At 33.3% G+C, this 17,853-nt stretch carries 14 protein-coding genes; 1 reads left to right on the top strand and 13 read right to left on the bottom strand.

Features of this window, described 5'->3' with window-relative positions:
• The 12 genes from ACH2BV_RS09305 to ACH2BV_RS09250 form a co-directional block, all read right to left on the bottom strand.
• The coding region (locus ACH2BV_RS09305) for a DEAD/DEAH box helicase (RefSeq protein WP_395050451.1) at nucleotides 1–309 on the bottom strand (309 nt) is incomplete at its 3' end.
• A gap of 359 nt (nucleotides 310–668) precedes the next feature.
• The gene (locus ACH2BV_RS09300; protein ID WP_395050450.1) at nucleotides 669–1,523 is read right to left on the bottom strand and encodes a neutral zinc metallopeptidase; all 855 of its coding nucleotides are present in this window, start codon (nucleotides 1,521–1,523) and stop codon (nucleotides 669–671) included.
• A 61-nt stretch (nucleotides 1,524–1,584) separates the two neighbouring features.
• On the bottom strand, nucleotides 1,585–4,983 hold the full coding sequence (locus ACH2BV_RS09295; RefSeq protein ID WP_395050449.1) for a PAS domain S-box protein: 3,399 nt from the start codon (nucleotides 4,981–4,983) through the stop codon (nucleotides 1,585–1,587).
• Nucleotides 4,984–5,801: 818 nt separating this feature from the next.
• Nucleotides 5,802–6,596 carry a hypothetical protein gene (locus tag ACH2BV_RS09290; RefSeq protein WP_395050448.1) on the bottom strand — a complete coding sequence of 265 codons (795 nt, stop codon included), beginning with the start codon at nucleotides 6,594–6,596 and terminating at the stop codon, nucleotides 5,802–5,804.
• 34 nt (nucleotides 6,597–6,630) lie between these two features.
• Nucleotides 6,631–7,368 carry a nitroreductase family protein gene (locus ACH2BV_RS09285; RefSeq protein WP_395050447.1) on the bottom strand — a complete coding sequence of 246 codons (738 nt, stop codon included), beginning with the start codon at nucleotides 7,366–7,368 and terminating at the stop codon, nucleotides 6,631–6,633.
• Nucleotides 7,359–8,687 (bottom strand): aldehyde dehydrogenase, encoded by a 1,329-nt coding sequence (locus ACH2BV_RS09280; RefSeq protein WP_395050446.1) that lies wholly within the window; start codon nucleotides 8,685–8,687, stop codon nucleotides 7,359–7,361. Before ACH2BV_RS09280 ends, ACH2BV_RS09285 begins: the two co-directional genes overlap by 10 nt.
• 43 nt (nucleotides 8,688–8,730) lie before the next feature.
• Entirely contained in the window at nucleotides 8,731–9,420 is a 690-nt protein-coding gene (locus ACH2BV_RS09275; RefSeq protein ID WP_395050445.1) for an RluA family pseudouridine synthase, read from the bottom strand.
• A 16-nt stretch (nucleotides 9,421–9,436) separates the two neighbouring features.
• A complete protein-coding gene (locus ACH2BV_RS09270) occupies nucleotides 9,437–10,858 on the bottom strand; it encodes an ArnT family glycosyltransferase (protein WP_395050444.1) in 1,422 nt (473 codons plus the stop codon).
• A complete protein-coding gene (locus ACH2BV_RS09265; protein ID WP_395050443.1) occupies nucleotides 10,859–11,632 on the bottom strand; it encodes a glycosyltransferase in 774 nt (257 codons plus the stop codon). It lies immediately after the preceding gene.
• Nucleotides 11,633–11,692: 60 nt separating this feature from the next.
• Nucleotides 11,693–12,511 (bottom strand): 3-methyl-2-oxobutanoate hydroxymethyltransferase, encoded by an 819-nt coding sequence (gene panB, locus ACH2BV_RS09260; protein ID WP_395050442.1) that lies wholly within the window; start codon nucleotides 12,509–12,511, stop codon nucleotides 11,693–11,695.
• A 200-nt stretch (nucleotides 12,512–12,711) separates the two neighbouring features.
• Nucleotides 12,712–13,083: a DUF2809 domain-containing protein gene (locus ACH2BV_RS09255; protein WP_395050441.1), complete on the bottom strand. Its 372-nt coding sequence runs from the start codon at nucleotides 13,081–13,083 to the stop codon at nucleotides 12,712–12,714.
• A gap of 189 nt (nucleotides 13,084–13,272) precedes the next feature.
• A complete protein-coding gene (locus tag ACH2BV_RS09250; protein WP_395050440.1) occupies nucleotides 13,273–14,700 on the bottom strand; it encodes an L-serine ammonia-lyase in 1,428 nt (475 codons plus the stop codon).
• 408 nt (nucleotides 14,701–15,108) lie between these two features.
• Between ACH2BV_RS09250 and ACH2BV_RS09245 the strand changes: the two genes are divergently transcribed.
• A complete protein-coding gene (locus tag ACH2BV_RS09245) occupies nucleotides 15,109–15,954 on the top strand; it encodes a transglutaminase family protein (RefSeq protein WP_395050439.1) in 846 nt (281 codons plus the stop codon).
• A 41-nt stretch (nucleotides 15,955–15,995) separates the two neighbouring features.
• Here ACH2BV_RS09245 and ACH2BV_RS09240 read toward each other — a convergent pair whose 3' ends face one another.
• A complete protein-coding gene (locus tag ACH2BV_RS09240; RefSeq protein ID WP_395050438.1) occupies nucleotides 15,996–17,546 on the bottom strand; it encodes a SulP family inorganic anion transporter in 1,551 nt (516 codons plus the stop codon).
• Between the last annotated feature and the right edge of the window lie 307 nt (nucleotides 17,547–17,853).

Below are 17,853 nucleotides of genomic sequence, written 5' to 3'. Positions count from 1 at the left end.
GCGTATATCTACAAACTCACTGTATTCTTTGATATTAGCTAATATTTGAGCTGCCAATTCTCGTGTTGGAGTCAATATCAAAGCACGAATGGGTCTGTGACTTAGGTGTTTTCCTTGCGATAATATTTGTAAAATGGGTAGTGTGAAACCAGCGGTTTTTCCTGTTCCAGTTTGTGCCGATGCTAATACATCTTTACCTTCTAAGATTGATGGAATTGCTTTTTTTTGTATTGGAGAAGGGGTTGTGTATCCTTTTTTGCTGATGGCTTTTAATAAAGCATCAGATAAGCCTAATGAGTTAAATGACATAAATTGTGTTTATGAAGTAAACACTATCTATTTTGAGTGCTTCTTTAATTTGGCGCAAAGGTACAGCAAATTTTTCCGAATTTTTCCGATGTAGCTTTATATTGGTTGACTTTGTTGCAATACTTAGTTTTAATCTTACGATTGGGCGATTTAATGCTCCGCAAAGTCTCCGACTTTGAGGGAGTGATTTTCGGTTTTTAACCGTTTTTTTTTTAAAATATTTATGGCAGTCAAAGACTGATTCACACATCCTCAAAGTCGGAGACTTTGCGGAGCGGGTTGACTTTGTAAAAATTAATATTTTTTAAACCTATAATTATTACTAAAATACATAGTGAATTACTGATTACAGTCTACTTCTAATCCACCCCCGCAAAAGTATCCCCTTTTCGAATATCACCCGTTTTAAAACCACGATTAAACCAGTACATTCTTTGCTCAGAAGTGCCGTGAGTAAAGGAATCAGGCACAACTTGTCCCTGCATTTTTTTCTGAATGGCATCGTCACCCACTGCATTTGCTGCACTCAATGCTTCTTCGATATCTCCGGGTTCGAGTATTGCATTTTGTTTTTCGTTGTAATGTGTCCAAAGTCCGGCATAGAAATCGGCTTGTAATTCAAGCGCGACAGATAGTTTATTGCCTTCGGTTTCGCTTCTGTTTTCTTGCAATTGGCGCACTTTATCAGATGTTCCCAGCAAGGTTTGGATGTGATGCCCAAATTCGTGTGCCAAAACATAAGCTACGGCAAAATCACCGCCTTCGGCACCAAATCGTGTTCTCAGTTCTTCAAAGAAACTCATATCCATATAAATAACCTTGTCTCCTGGACAATAAAAAGGACCAGAAGCGGAACTCGCTCCACCACAGGCAGTTTGCACTTGCCCGTTGAATAAAACTAGTTTTGGCGCTTCGAAAGTGAGGTTGTTTTCTTCGAATATTTTGGTCCAAATGTCTTCATTATCAGCCAAAAGTGTTTTTACAAATTCTCCTTCTTTTACTTCTTCAGGAGTCAAAGCCCTTGTTTCTGTTGGCGTGGATTCCTGATTTAATTGTTCTAAAATAGGATTGAGTTGTTGTGCGTTTTCACCACCAAAAACATTGATAAGCAAAATGATTATTCCAATTATTCCTCCACCAACAACAGCCTTCCCGCCGGAAAGCCCTCTTCGGTCTTCCATATTGTCACTTTGTCGTCTTCCTATCCATTTCATATTACAAGATTTTAGCTAAAATTAATATCTTTTATTTAATTAATTTCATTCAAGGCTACTTTTATTTTTTCTCGACAAAAGTTAATTTCTCGTTCATTATATGGTTATATTTTGGCAATGACATCCATTTTATAATTGTTTTTTCAATAAGTCCTTTTGCTATGGGTTTGGAAATATAATCGGTCATTCCAGCTTCCATACATTTTATTTTTTCATCTTTTTCGGCTCCGGCTGTTACGGCAATGATGGGGATATTTTTTCCTGATTTAAAACTTCTTATTACTTTAGTTGCTTCATAACCATTCATTGAAGGCATTTGAATATCCATAAAAACAATATCTGGATTTATGGATTCAAACTGCTCAACGGCATCCACACCGTTGAAAACTTCAAAAATAGTTGCATCAATACATAAGTTCTTAATGATGGTTTTAAGCAATAACATATTTATTTTGTTATCTTCGGCAATCAATATTTTTAATTTTTTTAGACTGTCATTTTTTTTAATAACAAGGTCTATCCGATTTTCAACTGGAATATTTATTTTGGTTTTATAAGCCGATGTTTTATTGCTGGTTTTTAAATTTAAGTCAAAATAGAAAGTACTTCCTATATTTATTTTACTTTCTAATTGAAGGTTGCTATTCATTAATCCCAACAATTGATTCGAAATACTTAAGCCTAATCCTGTTCCTCCAAATTTTCTGGTTGTTGAATTGTCTTCTTGGGAAAAAGCATTGAAAATCTTATTCCAGTTTTCTTCAAGTATTCCAATACCAGTATCTATGACGGAAAAGCGAATTTTAGTATTGGAGTTTTCCGTTTTTTCAAGAACAGAAACGATTAATTTTATGGATCCCTTTTCGGTAAATTTTACTGCATTTGCCAAAAGATTAATCAAGACTTGCTTTAAACGAACGATATCTACCCAAAAATATTTAGGAATATCGGTAGCCATAAGAAGTTCTAGTTTCAGGTTTTTTAGGTTCGATTCATACGATATCAAGTCAATTATTTGATTCAATATTTCCTTGATCTCTTGTTTTTCAATGAATAATTCTAGTTTACCCGCTTCAATTTTTGAAAAATCGAGAATATTGTTGATGATGTCTAACAAGGAATGAGCCGATTCATTGACGGTAATCATGTGTTTCTCTTGCGTTTTTTCAAGATTGGTCTTCATTAGTAAGTCCGTAAAACCTATTATTCCATTTAACGGAGTCCTGATTTCATGGCTCATATTAGCAATAAATTCTGATTTTGCCTTGTTGGCGGCTTCGGCTATTTCTTTTGCTATCAAGGCTTCTTCTGCCTCTTTTTTCTTTGTGATGTCAAAAAATATTCCACCCACATAATTAATTACGTTATCTTTTTTGATACTGTCGCCAAACTCTTCCACCCATACAATATGTCCTTTTTTATGGATGATTCTGTATACAATTTGCATTTTAATATGTTCTTCAATCAATTTTTTTGCAGTAATTAGAACATTTTCTTTGTCATCGGGATGAACCAAATCAACATAATGTATTTCGTTTTCAAGAAATTCTGCTTTACTGTATCCCGTTAAGTTTTCGATTTCGTCATTAATGTAAATCTTGCTCCATTTATCGTCAATATTCGATAAATAAACAGTACCTGGAATGTTATTTGCCAATAAGCGAAATTTTTCTTGGCTTTCATGCAGGATCGTTTCGTTTATATTTCTTTCCAATGCTGAAGAAATATTATTTGCAAGTGTTTGAAGAATATTAATCTCGTCGTAAGACCACTTTTTTTCATAAGTACAATCGTCAAAACCTATAAATCCGGTAAATTCATTCTCAATATATATCGGTAAAATGAGTATAGATTTAACGTCATTGGCCAATAATAAATCTTTAAAAAAGGAATCTTCAAGTTTACGTGTAATGGATTTGAAATGTTTTTTATTTTTTGCTTTAACAATTATTTCTTTTAATTTTGTGGTTTTAAATTCCTGTAAATCAGTTATCTGAAGTGTAAATCCTTCTTTTGCCCATTTAAATTTTTGGCTTATTAAATTAGTGTTGGAATCTAATTCATAATAAAAAAGATGATCTGCCTTTGTGGATTTACCCATTATTTCAAAGGTCTCTGTAAACATTTCATTAATACTTTTGCTTAACAGAAACTTTTCGGTACATAAAGCCATTGCAGATAAAAGCTCACTTTTGTATTCCAGTTTTTCCTCGGCTTGATATCGTTTTTTTGAAGCTATTTGTAATGAAACAATATCCGAGATTGTTCGGGCAAAATTGATATCGTCGTTATCCCAGGACTTTTTATACTTAGTTGTTTCAAAACAAATGGTCCCGGTTAGTTCACCATTTTTAAAAATTGGTATTTCGAGCATTGATTTGATGTCATATTTCAAGAAATACTCGTTAACAAATTCAGATGTTATCGGATTATTATAGACATCATTCACTATTATCAGAACTTCTTTTTTTATGGATTCAAAATATTTGGGATGTTTTTCTTTTTTTAAAGTAATGTTGACTCCAAATTTCTGGTTGTCTAATTCGTATAATTTCTTGCAAATAATTTTATCTTCATTGTATTTCCAAAAGCTTACCCTGTTTGTATTGGAAGCGATTGCAGCAGCTTTTATAATTATTCCAATGATGCGGTCCAAATTTTCATTCTTATTGTAATTTTTCGTTGATAAATTTTTGATTGCGGTATTATATTCTTGAATTTTTTCTAGCCGTTTTTGATTTTCGCCTTCAATATTTTTTAAAGCGGTAATGTCCCTGGCTAATCCAGAATACCCAATAATTTCGCCTAAATCATTTCTTCGAATGACTACTTTTTGGGAAATCCATATTACTTCCCCATTTTTTTTCAGTAAAGGGATTTCGGTAATTGTGAAGTCGTTATCATTTTTCGGTAAATAATGATAAAAATCTACCATATTTTTTACATAATCTTCTCGAATAAATTCAGAAAAATTTCTGTTGAGAACTTCCTCTGCACTATAACCAAGAGTCTTGATTGTAAAATCGTTTATGAAAGTAAAATCACCATTATTGTCTAGTTCAAAAATAAGATCGGTCGCGTTTTGAATCAAATCCCTATACTTATTTTGAATGTTTATTTCATTGGTGATATCATTTCCAATTCCAATGGTTAAATTGTCATTGTGTTTTTTGTCTCTCCATTGAATGTATTTGTAGGTGCCGTTTTTGCATTTTAATTTCCTAACGTATAATCGATCATCAACATAGTTGTCATGATATTCTTTTCCAATGAATTCAATGTCTTCTGTAAGTTTCCAAAATTCCATTCCCATAACTTCTTCTGGAGTATATCCCAAAATTGAGGTTATTGTTTTACTGCAAAAAGAAATTTCACCAGCATTATTTGTAGCAATTGTCAGCGTATTTCCTTTATTTACAATTTCATTGGTAAACCTAAATCTATCTTTAACATTAAGCAAAGACTTATGCCGTACATAATTTATGACTAGAATTATTAAAGAGTAATTAAATAATAAGGAAGTGGATTTTGACGGCACTATTTTAAATACAAAAAGGATGTATATGAAAACAAAAACGACAACTACAAAAAACAAGTATAATTTTAGGGGTCTGAGAATGTCATAGGAGAAGAAAAAGCATATTAAATAAGCAATGATAGGTATTGTATCAGGTGAAGTATAAATTAAATTTTTGGATATTATACAAAAAGCAATTATAAATATCACCTTAAAAATAGTCTGTATGTTTTGTAACACTAAAGATGATTTTTTGCTAACAAGATATATTACCAACAAAAATATACCCAAACTAAAATTTTGTATTAGCAAACTTTTCGATCTAGCTTCGAAAAAAGTGAAAATAATTTCTAGAAATGGCAGTGTAATTCCCAAAACCAAAAAATAGAATTGGGTTTCTTTGCTTCTAGAATTTAATTTTGATTGGGTTTCAATATATTGATCATTAAGTGCCGATTTAATTTTTAAAAACTTAAATATTAATAGAAAAGCCAGAATAATTAAAAATGGGGTTAAAATCCCAAATAAATTATGGCTAATAAAGAATTTATCTATCAAAAAAGGATAATTGATAAAGAGATTGTCATTTAAAGAAAAGTAATTATTTGTTTTCGAAATAATTGTGAATAGTAAGCTACACGACATTAGGTGTATTTGTATTGGTTAGGTTTAAGATTAGATTTGGGATCTAGTTTTTTGGTTATAAAAATAGTTTTTTTTGTGTAATCGTAGTAATAAACAATGTTAATATTAATAAAGTATTAAACGGTTGGGTCTATTTCCTTTATATCACTTGCAGAATCAGTTCCAATTATGGTTTTGTAAATCATATAATTCATTGAATAGATAAATGGCATTGTAAAAAGCATACCAATACAAAAACCAAAAATTCCAATTATTGCTGCAATAAGTGATACAATTATTAATCCTAATAGAACTAAAGGTTGTTTGGAAACTATTATTATACTTGATTTAATAGCATCTATTGAACTCAATTTTCCAAAAATTATAAACGGAATTGTCAAAAACGTTAAAAAAGATATTGTCAATGAAATTATTGAGCCAATTATGTTAAATCCTGCAAATTCAAGAAGTGTTGTAAGGCTCATATTAATTAATGTAATTATAAATACTGCAATAAAAATATTGGAAAAATAAGGAGATTTGTAATAAGAAAACATCGTTGATACATGAAATTCTTCATCTTTTTCGCCACAATCTGCCATTTTAAGAAATCCAGCCATAAAAGGATTTAAAAGTCCGGAAATTAATATCATAACTGCATTGATTTGTAATACAATATCTAACGGTTTTTCCTTAAGTTCTGAAAAATGTAGTAACTTTTTGCTAAACGCTTCCATGTTTTCTATCCCAATATAGGAAACCATTCCAACTGACATAAGAATAATTATAAATATGAAAAAGAATAAGAGTATTAAACCGGCATATAGTGCTATTTTTTTATAATTGTCGAAAGCATTTTCGAAAACAGTGCCAAAATCAAGTTCGTATCCATTCGTTCTTATATCTTCTATTCTGTCATTTATAGGCTTCATATTTTGCATTTTGTTAGTTTAATTTATTTTGGTTTTATATTTTAAAATAGACTTCTTCAAAAGGAACTCTGAATCGTTCAGCAAAAATTCCTTTTTCATCTCGTATTCCACAAGCGATAATCATATTTATTTCGGAGGACGAAGGTAACTTTAGCACTTTTTTGACCATTAATGAATCAAAACCTTCCATAGGGCAGGTGTCATAATTTATGGCAGCCATACTAATCATAAAATTTTGAGCTGCAAGCCCGGCGCTTTTGTGCGCTACAACTCTCATATCACTTTGTCTAGCTTCGCGATATATGGGCCTAAATATCCCAATAATTTGAAAAGCAATATATTTTATCATTCCCAGAATTCCCAAAAAATCGAAATAAATCGATGGAATGATTTTTTTATAATAATTCATCGCAAATTTTTCCCTTTTGGAATATTCGGATGCTGGTTTGTCTCCATATTGTGATTTTAAAAAGTCAATATTAGATTGAGCTCTTTTTCGCCACAAATCTTTTCTGGCTACAATAACTACCATTTGTTGTGCTGTTTTTGCAGCAGATTGACCAAAACTTGCTTCTGTGAGTTTTTTAAGAATTTGCGGAGAAACGACATGGTAAAATTCCCAAAGCTGCATATTGCTGCTAGTCGCTGCCAGTGTTGCTAGATGGATGCATTCTTTTACTTTAGTATCATCGATAGGTTCTGTTTTATATACTCGAACGGAACGTCTATAATTTATGGCATCACTTACCGTTTTTTCATTGGTTACAACCATTTTAACAATGTTTTAATTATGGTTAATTTATCTTTATAAGGAGCGTAACGCATTGGTAAATCTAAGAAATTTGATTTTTTTAGAATGCTTTTTTTATGCGAAAAAACGTCAAAACTTAAACTTCCGTGGTAAGCGCCAATACCACTGTGACCAACACCTCCAAAAGGCAATCTTTTATTCGAAAAATGAACCATAGTATCATTGACGCACCCGCCACCAAACGAATATTTTTGAATCATTTGTTTTGAAAAAATACGATTTTCGGTAAAGATGTATAAAGCCAAAGGTTTTTCGTATCTGGAAATTACAGTTTCAATATCTGTCTCGTTTTCGTAAGCTATGATTGGCAATATTGGCCCAAATATCTCATCTTTCATGACTTGACTGTCTGGCAAAGGTTCTTCCATAAGGGTAGGGGCAATGTAGCAATTTTTGATATCGCTTTGTCCTCCAAAAATCACTTTGTCAGGTTCAATCATATCCACTAATCGTTGCCAGTTTTTTGTGTTTACAATTCTTGCAAAATCTTGAGATTCGCTAGGATTTTCGCCGTAAGCTTTGGTGATTTCTTCTTTTAAATAGCCAATAAAATGACTTTTCATATCCTTTTGAATCAGAATATAATCAGGTGCAATACACGTTTGGCCGGCATTCATAAATTTCCCCCAAACGATTCTTTTTGCCGCAAGTTTCAAATTAGCCGTTTCGTCAATGATACAAGGATTCTTCCCGCCAAGTTCCAGTGTTACCGGAGTGAGGTTTTCTGCAGCGGCTTTTGCCACAATTTTGCCTACAGCTACACTTCCAGTAAAAAAGATGTAATCCCAACGTTCAGAAAGCAATTTTCGGGAAACTTCAACTCCACCTTCAATGACTTTAACGTGGTTTTTATCGAATGCTTTAGCAATTATTTTAGCAATAATCTCTGATGTTTTTGGTGTGAGTTCAGATGGTTTTACCACTACTTGATTTCCAGCTGCAACAGCCGAAATTAATGGGCAAAGTGCCAACTGAAAAGGATAATTCCAAGGTGCAATTATCAAAACTTTGCCGTAAGGTTCTTTGTAAATATAATCTTTCGATGGAAAATTTAGAATTGAAGGGAAAACTCTTCTTGGTTTAGACCAACTTTTCAAGTTCTTAATAGTGTCTTTTAATTCCGAAATTACATAACTGGTTTCGGTGAGAACGGCTTCAAATGCGGGCTTTTTGAAATCATCATATAAAGCCTGAATGATTTCGTTTTCGTATGTGATAACAGCATTTAGCAACTTAATCAGGCTTTCTTTTCTGAAATTAATGTTGGTTTTATATTCCATAAATTAAAACTTAAATATGTCCTAAAGATACATTTTTTTCAAATTAAATGGCATTCCAAATCACATCATTTGGAACTGGAGCAACAATTATTAAATTTTCTTTTGAAACAGGATGAACAAAAACCAGTTTTCGGGCATGAAGATGAATGCCTCCATCAGGATTGCTGCGGTCAAAACCGTATTTCAAATCCCCTTTTATGGGTGAACCTATTGCCGAAAGTTGAGCTCTGATTTGGTGATGTCTTCCGGTATGAAGGTTGATTTCCAATGCAAAATAATTGTTGAGTTCCTTGATGATTTTATAATCTAAACTTGCTAATTTACTCTCGGGAACTTCTTTTGTATGTGCTTTTGAAGTATTGTTTTTTTCGTTTCTTTTGAGAAAATGCACGAGTTTGTCTTGCGGATTTTCGGGCTTATTTTTCACGATTGCCCAATAGGTTTTTTGAGTTTCCCGATTGCTAAACAATTCGTTCATTCGAGTTAAAGCCTTACTGGTTCTGGCAAAAACCACAATTCCGGTTGTTGGACGATCTAATCGATGTACCACTCCCAGAAAAACTTCACCGGGTTTATTGTATTTGTCTTTGATGTATTCTTTTACAACTTCAGAAAGTGGTTTGTCTCCTGTTTTGTCTCCCTGCACAATATCGCCCACACGTTTGTTGACCACAATTATGTGATTGTCTTCATGCAGGATTTGGAGGTTATTTTTGTCGGATAGTATTTTCATCAATTAGAGGACTTCTTTATTTAGTTACAAAAATGGAAGTCTTATAATTGCTTTGGGTCAAAGTCATTTTATCCAGCTGTTTTTTTGAAATTTCTTTCTCCATTTTCGTTGGAATTACAAAAAACAGCTTTTTATTCAAAGTTTGAACAGAATCCAATTGCATTTCAGTCTTTATAACTTGAGCCTTACCATTGGTGTAAAATTGACCCGAATAATTTTTAACTTTCCAATAATAGATCGGTATTTCTTTATTTACCGTAGTAACTTTTAAATTTTCCAAAAGATACTTATCGGAGTTCATTTTAAAGTCTAATTTCCCTGTGGCAAACCAACCAAAATAAGCAATAAATACCACCACTGGAAAAAATAAGGCAACACTAATTAGGAGTTTTTTTCTAGTAAATTCTTCCCAGAAATAAACCACTAAAAACATAATTGGCATTGCTGATGGAAGTACATAGGTATGCAAAATATTACTTGAAATGGTAAAAAACAGTGGTGTCCAAAACGCCCATAATAGCAAGAAGGAAACCCAACTGTTTTTGAAAACTAAGGGTCTGTTTTTCCATAATTTATACAAAACAATTTGAATCCACGGAAACACAAATGCAACCAAATAAAGCCAAATCATTCCTTTTGGTTGTGAGTGGCCACTGCCATATAAATCGCCTTTCCAGCCGGGTTCTACAAAGCGTTTGTAATGTTCTCCAACAATAAAATAATCTAAAAATCCAGGTGTTTCTTTTTCTGCATAATAATACCAAGGAATGGCAATTATGGCCGTAATTAGTACTCCAGGAATAATTGAAAATTTAGAAAAAATAGTTTTAAATCTTTTTATATCCAAGCAACACCATAAAAATAAGGGAGGAAAGGTAAGCACAGTAATTAGTGGTCCTTTTGAGAGAAATCCAAATCCTAAAGCAACAAAAAACAAATAATTCCAATAGGTTTTTCCTTCGTTTTTCATCGTTTGCCAAAAGGAAATCATCATTATGGTAATGCAAAATTCAAGTGAAGTATCAGTTGAGACAACTCCTGTATGAATTAGAAATTCAGGCATTGTCAGTAAAATAAAACCAGGTAAATAGAAAGAAACTCCTTCCTTTTTGACCATTTTCCCAGCAATAATAATTAGGATTAAACTCAGTAAAAAAGAAGGAAAACGAGAGGCAAATTCATTTACACCAAACAGCTCAAAACTTGCCGCAGACATCCAAGTAGATAAAGGTGGTTTTGCCCAAAATGGAACTCCATAATCTATTTGTAAAACAATCCATTGTTTCGTTTCCTGCATGATTCGGGCAATTTCGGCATAGCGTGCTTCTGTTTTGTCCAATAAAGGAATTGTTGCAGTTAATAACAATCTAAAAATCAAGAGAACAATTACCGAAACGGAAAAAATTTTGGAGTTGTTTTTAAGCTTTTCTGAAATCATTTACATTAGATTTGTGTTAGAATTATTCTTTGCAATCTTTTTATATTCTCGGCTAATTTTAAACAAATCAAACCAAAGTTTAAAACCGTAAGTGAATTTTACTTTGGAATCTCCTTTTTCAACCCATAATTTCAAAGGGATTTCCAACATTTTTCCTATTGCTTTTTCTCTTCCGTAAAGGTGAATCATCCTGTAAAATATTTCTACATCAAACAACCATTTTGATATAAATTCTTTTTGGAATAACTCCTCCGAAATTTCTCTTGTAAAAAGTTTACTGCCACATTGGGTATCGTAAACCTTTATATCAAGTATGTTTGAAATAAAAGTTGCGACCACTCTTCCTATCAAAAAGCGACCGTTTTCACGTTCAATTGTAGAACCAATTTTCCTGATTCGGGAACCAAAACTAAAAATTATTTCTCCTTTTAAATGATTCCGAAGTTCAATAAATTCTTCTAATGTCGTAGCCAAATCAGCATCTAAATAACCAATATATTGATGTTTGGAGTTTTTATTGCAATAATTTATTCCTGCTCGAACCGCTTCAGCCTTACCTGAATTTTTTTCTAATGTAAGAATGTGAATTTGAGTTGGGTGTTTTTCCTTCAATACATTCAGAACTTGCAGCGTATTATCAGTAGAACCATCATTTACAAAACATATAAATGCCTCCGGATTATTATCCAAAAAGTTAGAATATTCATTAATTGAAATACCCTTTTCTTCATTGTAACAAGGAATAATAATGCTGGTGTCGTGTTGTGTTGACATATAAATGTTTTATGTTTGGCCAAAAAAGCAACTGAAAGTAATGTTATTTTAGATTAGAAATTAATACTGCTCTTTCTCATTTGGAAAATCTCTTGATTTCACATCCGTAACATATTGACCAATAGCCGTTGTCATTTCTTCATATAAATTCATATAACGACGCAAAAAGCGAGGGCTAAATTCATTATTCATTCCTAACATATCGTGAATTACTAAAACTTGTCCATCTACTCCGCCACCCGCTCCAATTCCTATAACGGGAATCGAAATACTTTTGGCCACTTCTTCGGCTAAATGTGCTGGAACTTTTTCGATAACTATTGCAAAACAGCCTAATTTTTCTAAAAGTTTTGCATCTTCCACTAGTTTTTCGGCTTCTTGTTCTTCTTTGGCACGAACGGTATACGTTCCAAATTTATATATGGATTGTGGGGTTAAACCCAAATGTCCCATAACAGGAATTCCGGCATTCAATATTCTTTTAATAGATTCTTTAACTTCACTTCCACCTTCCAATTTTACAGCGTGGCCACCACTTTCTTTCATAATTCTAATGGCAGAACGTAAGGCTTCTTTTGGGTCTGACTGATAGCTTCCAAAAGGTAAATCGACCACAACTAATGATCTGTGAATAGCGCGAATCACACCAGATGCGTGATAAATCATTTGGTCTAAAGTGATAGGCAAAGTCGTTTCGTGACCTGCCATGACATTCGACGCTGAATCTCCCACTAATATCACGTCAACACCAGCGGCGTCAACAATTTTTGCCATTGAATAATCGTAAGCCGTCAGCATAGAAATTTTCTCTCCATTAGCTTTCATTTCAATCAATGACTTTGTGGTAATTCTTTTGTAATCTTTTTTTGCTACTGACATTCTTTATGTTTGGAATTTAGATTTTAGGAATAAAAGTGTAAAATTAATCAATTAATCTAAAATTAGAGAGATTACTATTTTTAAATTTTGACCCGAGTGCCGATTATTATCGGGACGAACTAGCAAAACAATCTTTAATATTGGACTTTGAAAATTATCAAAAAATTATAAAAAACGTTTTTTATTGAAGTTAGGTAATATTATTTTCTCTTAACCAAAATTGAATCAATCAAATATGCAATTGTAATTCCAAGAATATAAAATCCCAAATCACTCCAAAGAAAGCCTTGCCCTAATGCATAGTGTCCTAATGTAGTTCTTCGAATTGCCAAAATCCATTCTGCTCTATAAAGTTGAAGAAACTCGATGCAAAAACAAAAAACTAAAGCAAGTATCATTGTCTTTATAAAGCTGTTATTGATAAAGAACAACCGTATACCAAAGTAAACCATAACAGCATACAGTGTGTCTCCAAGAAAAGATGGAACACCATCAATAGTTCTGGATACTATACCCAGTATAATTACAGAAACAATTAAAATGAAATAAGAAAATCGATTATTTTTTAGCATAAATAAATTATGACAGTCCGCTAAGCGGACTAAATTTACAGGACTTAAATGCTTTATAAAATTTCAGCCACGAATTACACGAATTTTCACAAATTTTTTAAAAATTAAAACAGGAATTCGTGGCAATTCGTGTAATTCGTGGCTGAAATAATTAATTTGATATTAATAAATGGTAGTCAATTTAATAAATTAACAATCTGCCATATTTACGGCAATTGCCAAACCACCTTCGGAAGTTTCCTTGTATTTGTTGTTCATATCTTTGGCGGTTTGCCACATCGTGTCAATTACTTTGTCCAATGGCACTTTTGCATTTTTCGGATCGGTTTCCAATGCTAATTCGGCAGCGTGAATGGCTTTTATCGCTCCCATTGTATTTCTTTCGATGCAAGGAATTTGGACTAAACCACCCACGGGGTCGCAAGTCAATCCCAGATGATGTTCCATCGCTATTTCCGCTGCCATTAAAACCTGAGCTGGAGTTCCTCCCATTAATTCGCATAAAGCGGCAGCAGCCATCGAAGAGGATACTCCAATTTCTGCCTGACAACCTCCCATAGCTGCGGAAATAGTAGAACCTTTTTTGAAAATACTTCCAATTTCGCCAGCCACCATTAAAAATTGTTTGATTTCTTTTTCTCCGGCTTCGTGATTTTCGATAACTAAATAATACATTAAAACAGCTGGAATGACTCCTGCACTTCCGTTAGTTGGAGCTGTAACGACGCGACCTAGCGCCGCATTGACTTCATTTACTGCCAAGGCAAAACACGAAACCCATTTCAGGATTTGTCGAAACTTCACTTCAGTCAATCGGATTTGTTCCAGCCACGTTTGCGGTGAATCATAATTGGATAAACCAATAAGGTGTTGGTGCATATCAAATGCTCTTCGGCGAACATTCAATCCACCGGGAAGAATCCCTTCGGAATGACAACCAATGTACATACATTCGAGCATAGTGTGCCAAATTCGCATTAGTTCGTGATGAATTTCGGCTTCGGGACGCATTGATTTTTCATTCTCATATACAATTTCCGAAATGCTTTTGTTTTCTTGAATAGTATAATTCAACAATTCATCAGCGTTTTGAATGGGAAACGGGAAAGCACATTTTATCTGGAGTTTCTTTTTGGCATTGACGCGTTCTTCCACCACGACAAAACCGCCACCTATTGAGTAGTAAGTTGAAGTATATTCTCGACCATCCAATGTGTAGGCAGTAAAAGCCAAACCATTGGCGTGAAAAGGAAGAAATTTTTTATTGAAAACTATGTCTTTCAAAAAATGGAATGGAATCGTGATTTCGTTTCCCAGGATTATTTCATTGTTGTCTTGGATAGATTTTACAATTTTGGAAATATTTTCAATTGGAATATACTCAGGGTCTTGACCACTCAGCCCTAACATTATGGCTAAATCAGTGGCGTGACCTTTTCCTGTCAAGGAAAGTGAACCGTATAAATCAACTTTTATTTTAGAGATGGAATGTATTAGGTTTTCGTTTCGCAATTCTCCAAGAAAACGTTCAGCAGCTCGCCAAGGTCCAAGAGTGTGAGAACTTGAAGGTCCAACACCAATTTTTAGCATATCAAATACCGAGATACATTCTTCCATAAGAGTTAATTTGTAGAACAAATATAAAGTAATGAGTAGGCAAAAAGAATTTTAAGTTCTTAAATTTTTAAAATTAACAATTATGGCTATCCTTTATTTATACAATTCAATACTTCAGCCATAATCCGCGCGAAATCAAACAGGCAAATTATTATATTCAGTTTTTTTGAAAGACAATTTCTAATTGCCATTATACTAACAATTGTTTATAAACTCTTTATGGCATAGTTGGATTCTGAAACGGAAACCGAAAACTAATTACTTGATAATAAGTTGTATTTTGCTATTTAAGAAGTATTTTTTTTGATTATCTAAAAAAAGCGGGATGTATTTTGCGATATCTTGAACTCTTTTCGGAAAAAGGATTAGATAGTTTTAACGTTCCGTTTTAAAGACTATTTTTACAGTATGAATTTTAAAGTTTTAAGTACATTATCGTACGATGTTTTGTCTACGACCACTTTCTTTTTTAATATTATGCCGATTAAATCGGACAACCAATTAGTTTTGGAGGAATCCCTGATTATCACCCCTGCAATACCGTTTGAAGAATTTAAGATTAATCAGTCCGATACTCGATTTATAAAAATGGAAGTAGAAAAAGGGACGTCTTTTACTATAAATTATAAAGCCCAAGTTGTTGTAAACTATGCACACATTGATGAGAAAACACTTTTGAAGTCAATACCCATTATTAATTTGGATCCTAATATTTTACCCTATTTTTCTCCAAGTAGGCATTGTGAATCTGATAAATTAATGGAATTTGCTATTAATAAATTTGGCTTTTTACTTAATGATTATTCAAAAGCATTAGCTATAGAGGATTGGATTTATACCAATATTACTTATACTACTGGTTCGACAAATTCAAGCGCATCGGCTACGGAAACTTTGTTGAATAAAGCTGGTGTTTGCAAAGACTTTGCCCATTTAGGTATTGCACTTTGTAGGGCATTGGACATACCTGCACGCTATTTTACGGGATATGCTTGCTATTTAAATCCTCCCGATTTTCACGCTTGTTTTGAAGCTTATATTGGTGGTCACTGGATTATTTTTGACCCAACCAAGTTAGCCGGACTTAACGGTCTAGTGAAAATAGCAAATGGGAAAGATGCTTCAGAAGCAGCTGTTGCAAGTTACTTTGGCGATATTATTTGTACTCATATGGATATTCAATGTCATCCAGTTTCAATTGATTTTATGCTTTTTGATTGGAAAATTAGAAGAGAAAAAGCTTTTTCGTATTGATATAAAGACTCAATTTTCTTAAAAATAATTAATATTAAAAATCAATGTACTGCCGTCACGCTTACTTTTTCGATATTTATCAGGTGTAATTCAATGTGTCTGTCTTTTGCTTTTCTGTGAAATTCACTTATAATTTCTAAAATGTCGTAGTCAATCAAACGGCTTTCACTACCATCAATAGTCAAATTGCTATATTCTGGGACCTCATCTAATGTTTTTCTTAATTTGACTTTGTTCAGAAAAGTCACATTGTGGTTGAGTTTGATGTATTGGGTTTCAATTCCCAGTTGGCGCGTTTGGGTAATATTATATTCTATTTTAAAATTACTCTGAACGATATAATATACTGAAATCAAAAGTCCAATGCTTACACCAAGAAGCAAGTCAGTGGAAAGAATGACAACAACAGTAATCATAAAAGGAATAAATTGTTTGTGTCCCAAGCCCCACATATTGCGATACAATTTGGGTTTTGTCAAATTATATCCGGTAATCAAAAGAATGGCTGCTAGAGAAGCATAGGGTATTTTGTTGAGTAAAAACGGAACTAACATTACAGCAAGAAGTAGAAACAATCCGTGAGTAAAAGCCGAAAGTTTTGTTCTTCCGCCAGCATCCACATTGGCAGCACCTCGAACTACAACTGCTGTTATGGGAATTGCTCCAAGAAGTCCACAAGTCATATTGCCAATTCCTTGTGCAATCAATTCCCTATTTACAGGAGTAATTCGGTTGCGTTTGTCTAGTTTGTCAACGGCTTCAATACAAAGCAAAGTTTCTAATGTGGCAAGTAAACCTATAAGGATTCCGTCTTTCCAGATTTCGGAAGTGGAAAATATTTTTGAAAAATCGGGAAAGGATATGCTTTCGAAAATATTCGAAGAAATATTCACTAATTGGGTTTGCTTTAGAGAAAAATCCGACGCTACATTTGTAAAAAGAATATTGACAATGACACCAATGACCACAACCAGTAAAGGGGCTGGAATTACCTTTAGTTTTTTGGCAAATGGTTGCTGGAGTAGAATAAGAAAGGCTAACGAAATTGTCGTAATCAGAATGGCACCTCTGGTAATGTGATGATTGAAATTTTCTATATTTCCAAAAAAGTTGTCAGCCGAAAATAATTGAATGAAACCACTGGTCCAAAAGTCGGGTTTATCATAACCCAAAGCCAACGGGATTTGTTTTGAAACTAAAATTATTCCTATCGCGGCCAACATTCCCTTTATTACCGACGAAGGAAAATAATTTGCAATTGCCCCAAGTTTAAAAAGTCCGAGCAATAGTTGAAACGCACCTGCTATCAGAACAGCCAGCAGAAAAAGTTTGTAGTCGCCTAATGAAATGATTGAAGCAGCAACCAGGGAGGTCAAACCGGCACCAGGTCCTGAAACCGCAAGTTGTGAACCACTGATTAATGAAACCATTAATCCCCCAATTATTCCCGAAAGAATTCCGGCATAAAGTGGAGCTCCAGAAGCCAAAGCTATTCCCAAGCAAAGCGGCAACGCTACCAAAAAAACAGAAAGCCCAGCCGGTAAATCGTGTTTAAACCATATAATTCGGTAATATTTAATGGTGCGTTTCATAGGGAAAATGATTATTCCCAAAGGTAAGATTTCTAGAGTGGTATCGCCACTTTAAATCCGAAAATATGTACAGTTGTAATTGGGGGTGCGAAGTCGGGAGACTTCGTAGAGTGGGGATTCCACTTTCTATGCTGTGCAAAGTCTCCCGACTTTGTACCTATTTCAATATGCTATAATAACTTTCTTTATTATGACTGTCCGTTACTTGTACAGGGCAAACGCACCAGTTTTTTTTTAAAAACTATATAATTATCTGAATATAAATGGTTTAATGCTTGTTTTATAATAAAAAATATCATATATTATA

It is taken from the genome of Flavobacterium sp., from assembly GCF_043780635.1.
GTDB lineage: Bacteria > Bacteroidota > Bacteroidia > Flavobacteriales > Flavobacteriaceae > Flavobacterium.
The sequence above is the reverse complement of the archived record's forward strand: the minus strand, read 5'-3'. Positions and strand labels throughout refer to the sequence as shown.

What these genes read in the sequence shown, in the direction of transcription:
- ACH2BV_RS09300 (WP_395050450.1), bottom strand. Translation starts at nt 1,523, where the DNA reads ATGAAATGGATAGGAAGACGACAAAGTGACAATATGGAAGACCGAAGA.
- ACH2BV_RS09290 (WP_395050448.1), bottom strand. Translation starts at nt 6,596, where the DNA reads ATGAAGCCTATAAATGACAGAATAGAAGATATAAGAACGAATGGATAC.
- ACH2BV_RS09285 (WP_395050447.1), bottom strand. Translation starts at nt 7,368, where the DNA reads ATGGTTGTAACCAATGAAAAAACGGTAAGTGATGCCATAAATTATAGA.
- ACH2BV_RS09280 (WP_395050446.1), bottom strand. Translation starts at nt 8,687, where the DNA reads ATGGAATATAAAACCAACATTAATTTCAGAAAAGAAAGCCTGATTAAG.
- ACH2BV_RS09275 (WP_395050445.1), bottom strand. Translation starts at nt 9,420, where the DNA reads ATGAAAATACTATCCGACAAAAATAACCTCCAAATCCTGCATGAAGAC.
- ACH2BV_RS09270 (WP_395050444.1), bottom strand. Translation starts at nt 10,858, where the DNA reads ATGATTTCAGAAAAGCTTAAAAACAACTCCAAAATTTTTTCCGTTTCG.
- ACH2BV_RS09265 (WP_395050443.1), bottom strand. Translation starts at nt 11,632, where the DNA reads ATGTCAACACAACACGACACCAGCATTATTATTCCTTGTTACAATGAA.
- panB (WP_395050442.1), bottom strand. Translation starts at nt 12,511, where the DNA reads ATGTCAGTAGCAAAAAAAGATTACAAAAGAATTACCACAAAGTCATTG.
- ACH2BV_RS09255 (WP_395050441.1), bottom strand. Translation starts at nt 13,083, where the DNA reads ATGCTAAAAAATAATCGATTTTCTTATTTCATTTTAATTGTTTCTGTA.
- ACH2BV_RS09250 (WP_395050440.1), bottom strand. Translation starts at nt 14,700, where the DNA reads ATGGAAGAATGTATCTCGGTATTTGATATGCTAAAAATTGGTGTTGGA.
- ACH2BV_RS09245 (WP_395050439.1), top strand. Translation starts at nt 15,109, where the DNA reads ATGAATTTTAAAGTTTTAAGTACATTATCGTACGATGTTTTGTCTACG.
- ACH2BV_RS09240 (WP_395050438.1), bottom strand. Translation starts at nt 17,546, where the DNA reads ATGAAACGCACCATTAAATATTACCGAATTATATGGTTTAAACACGAT.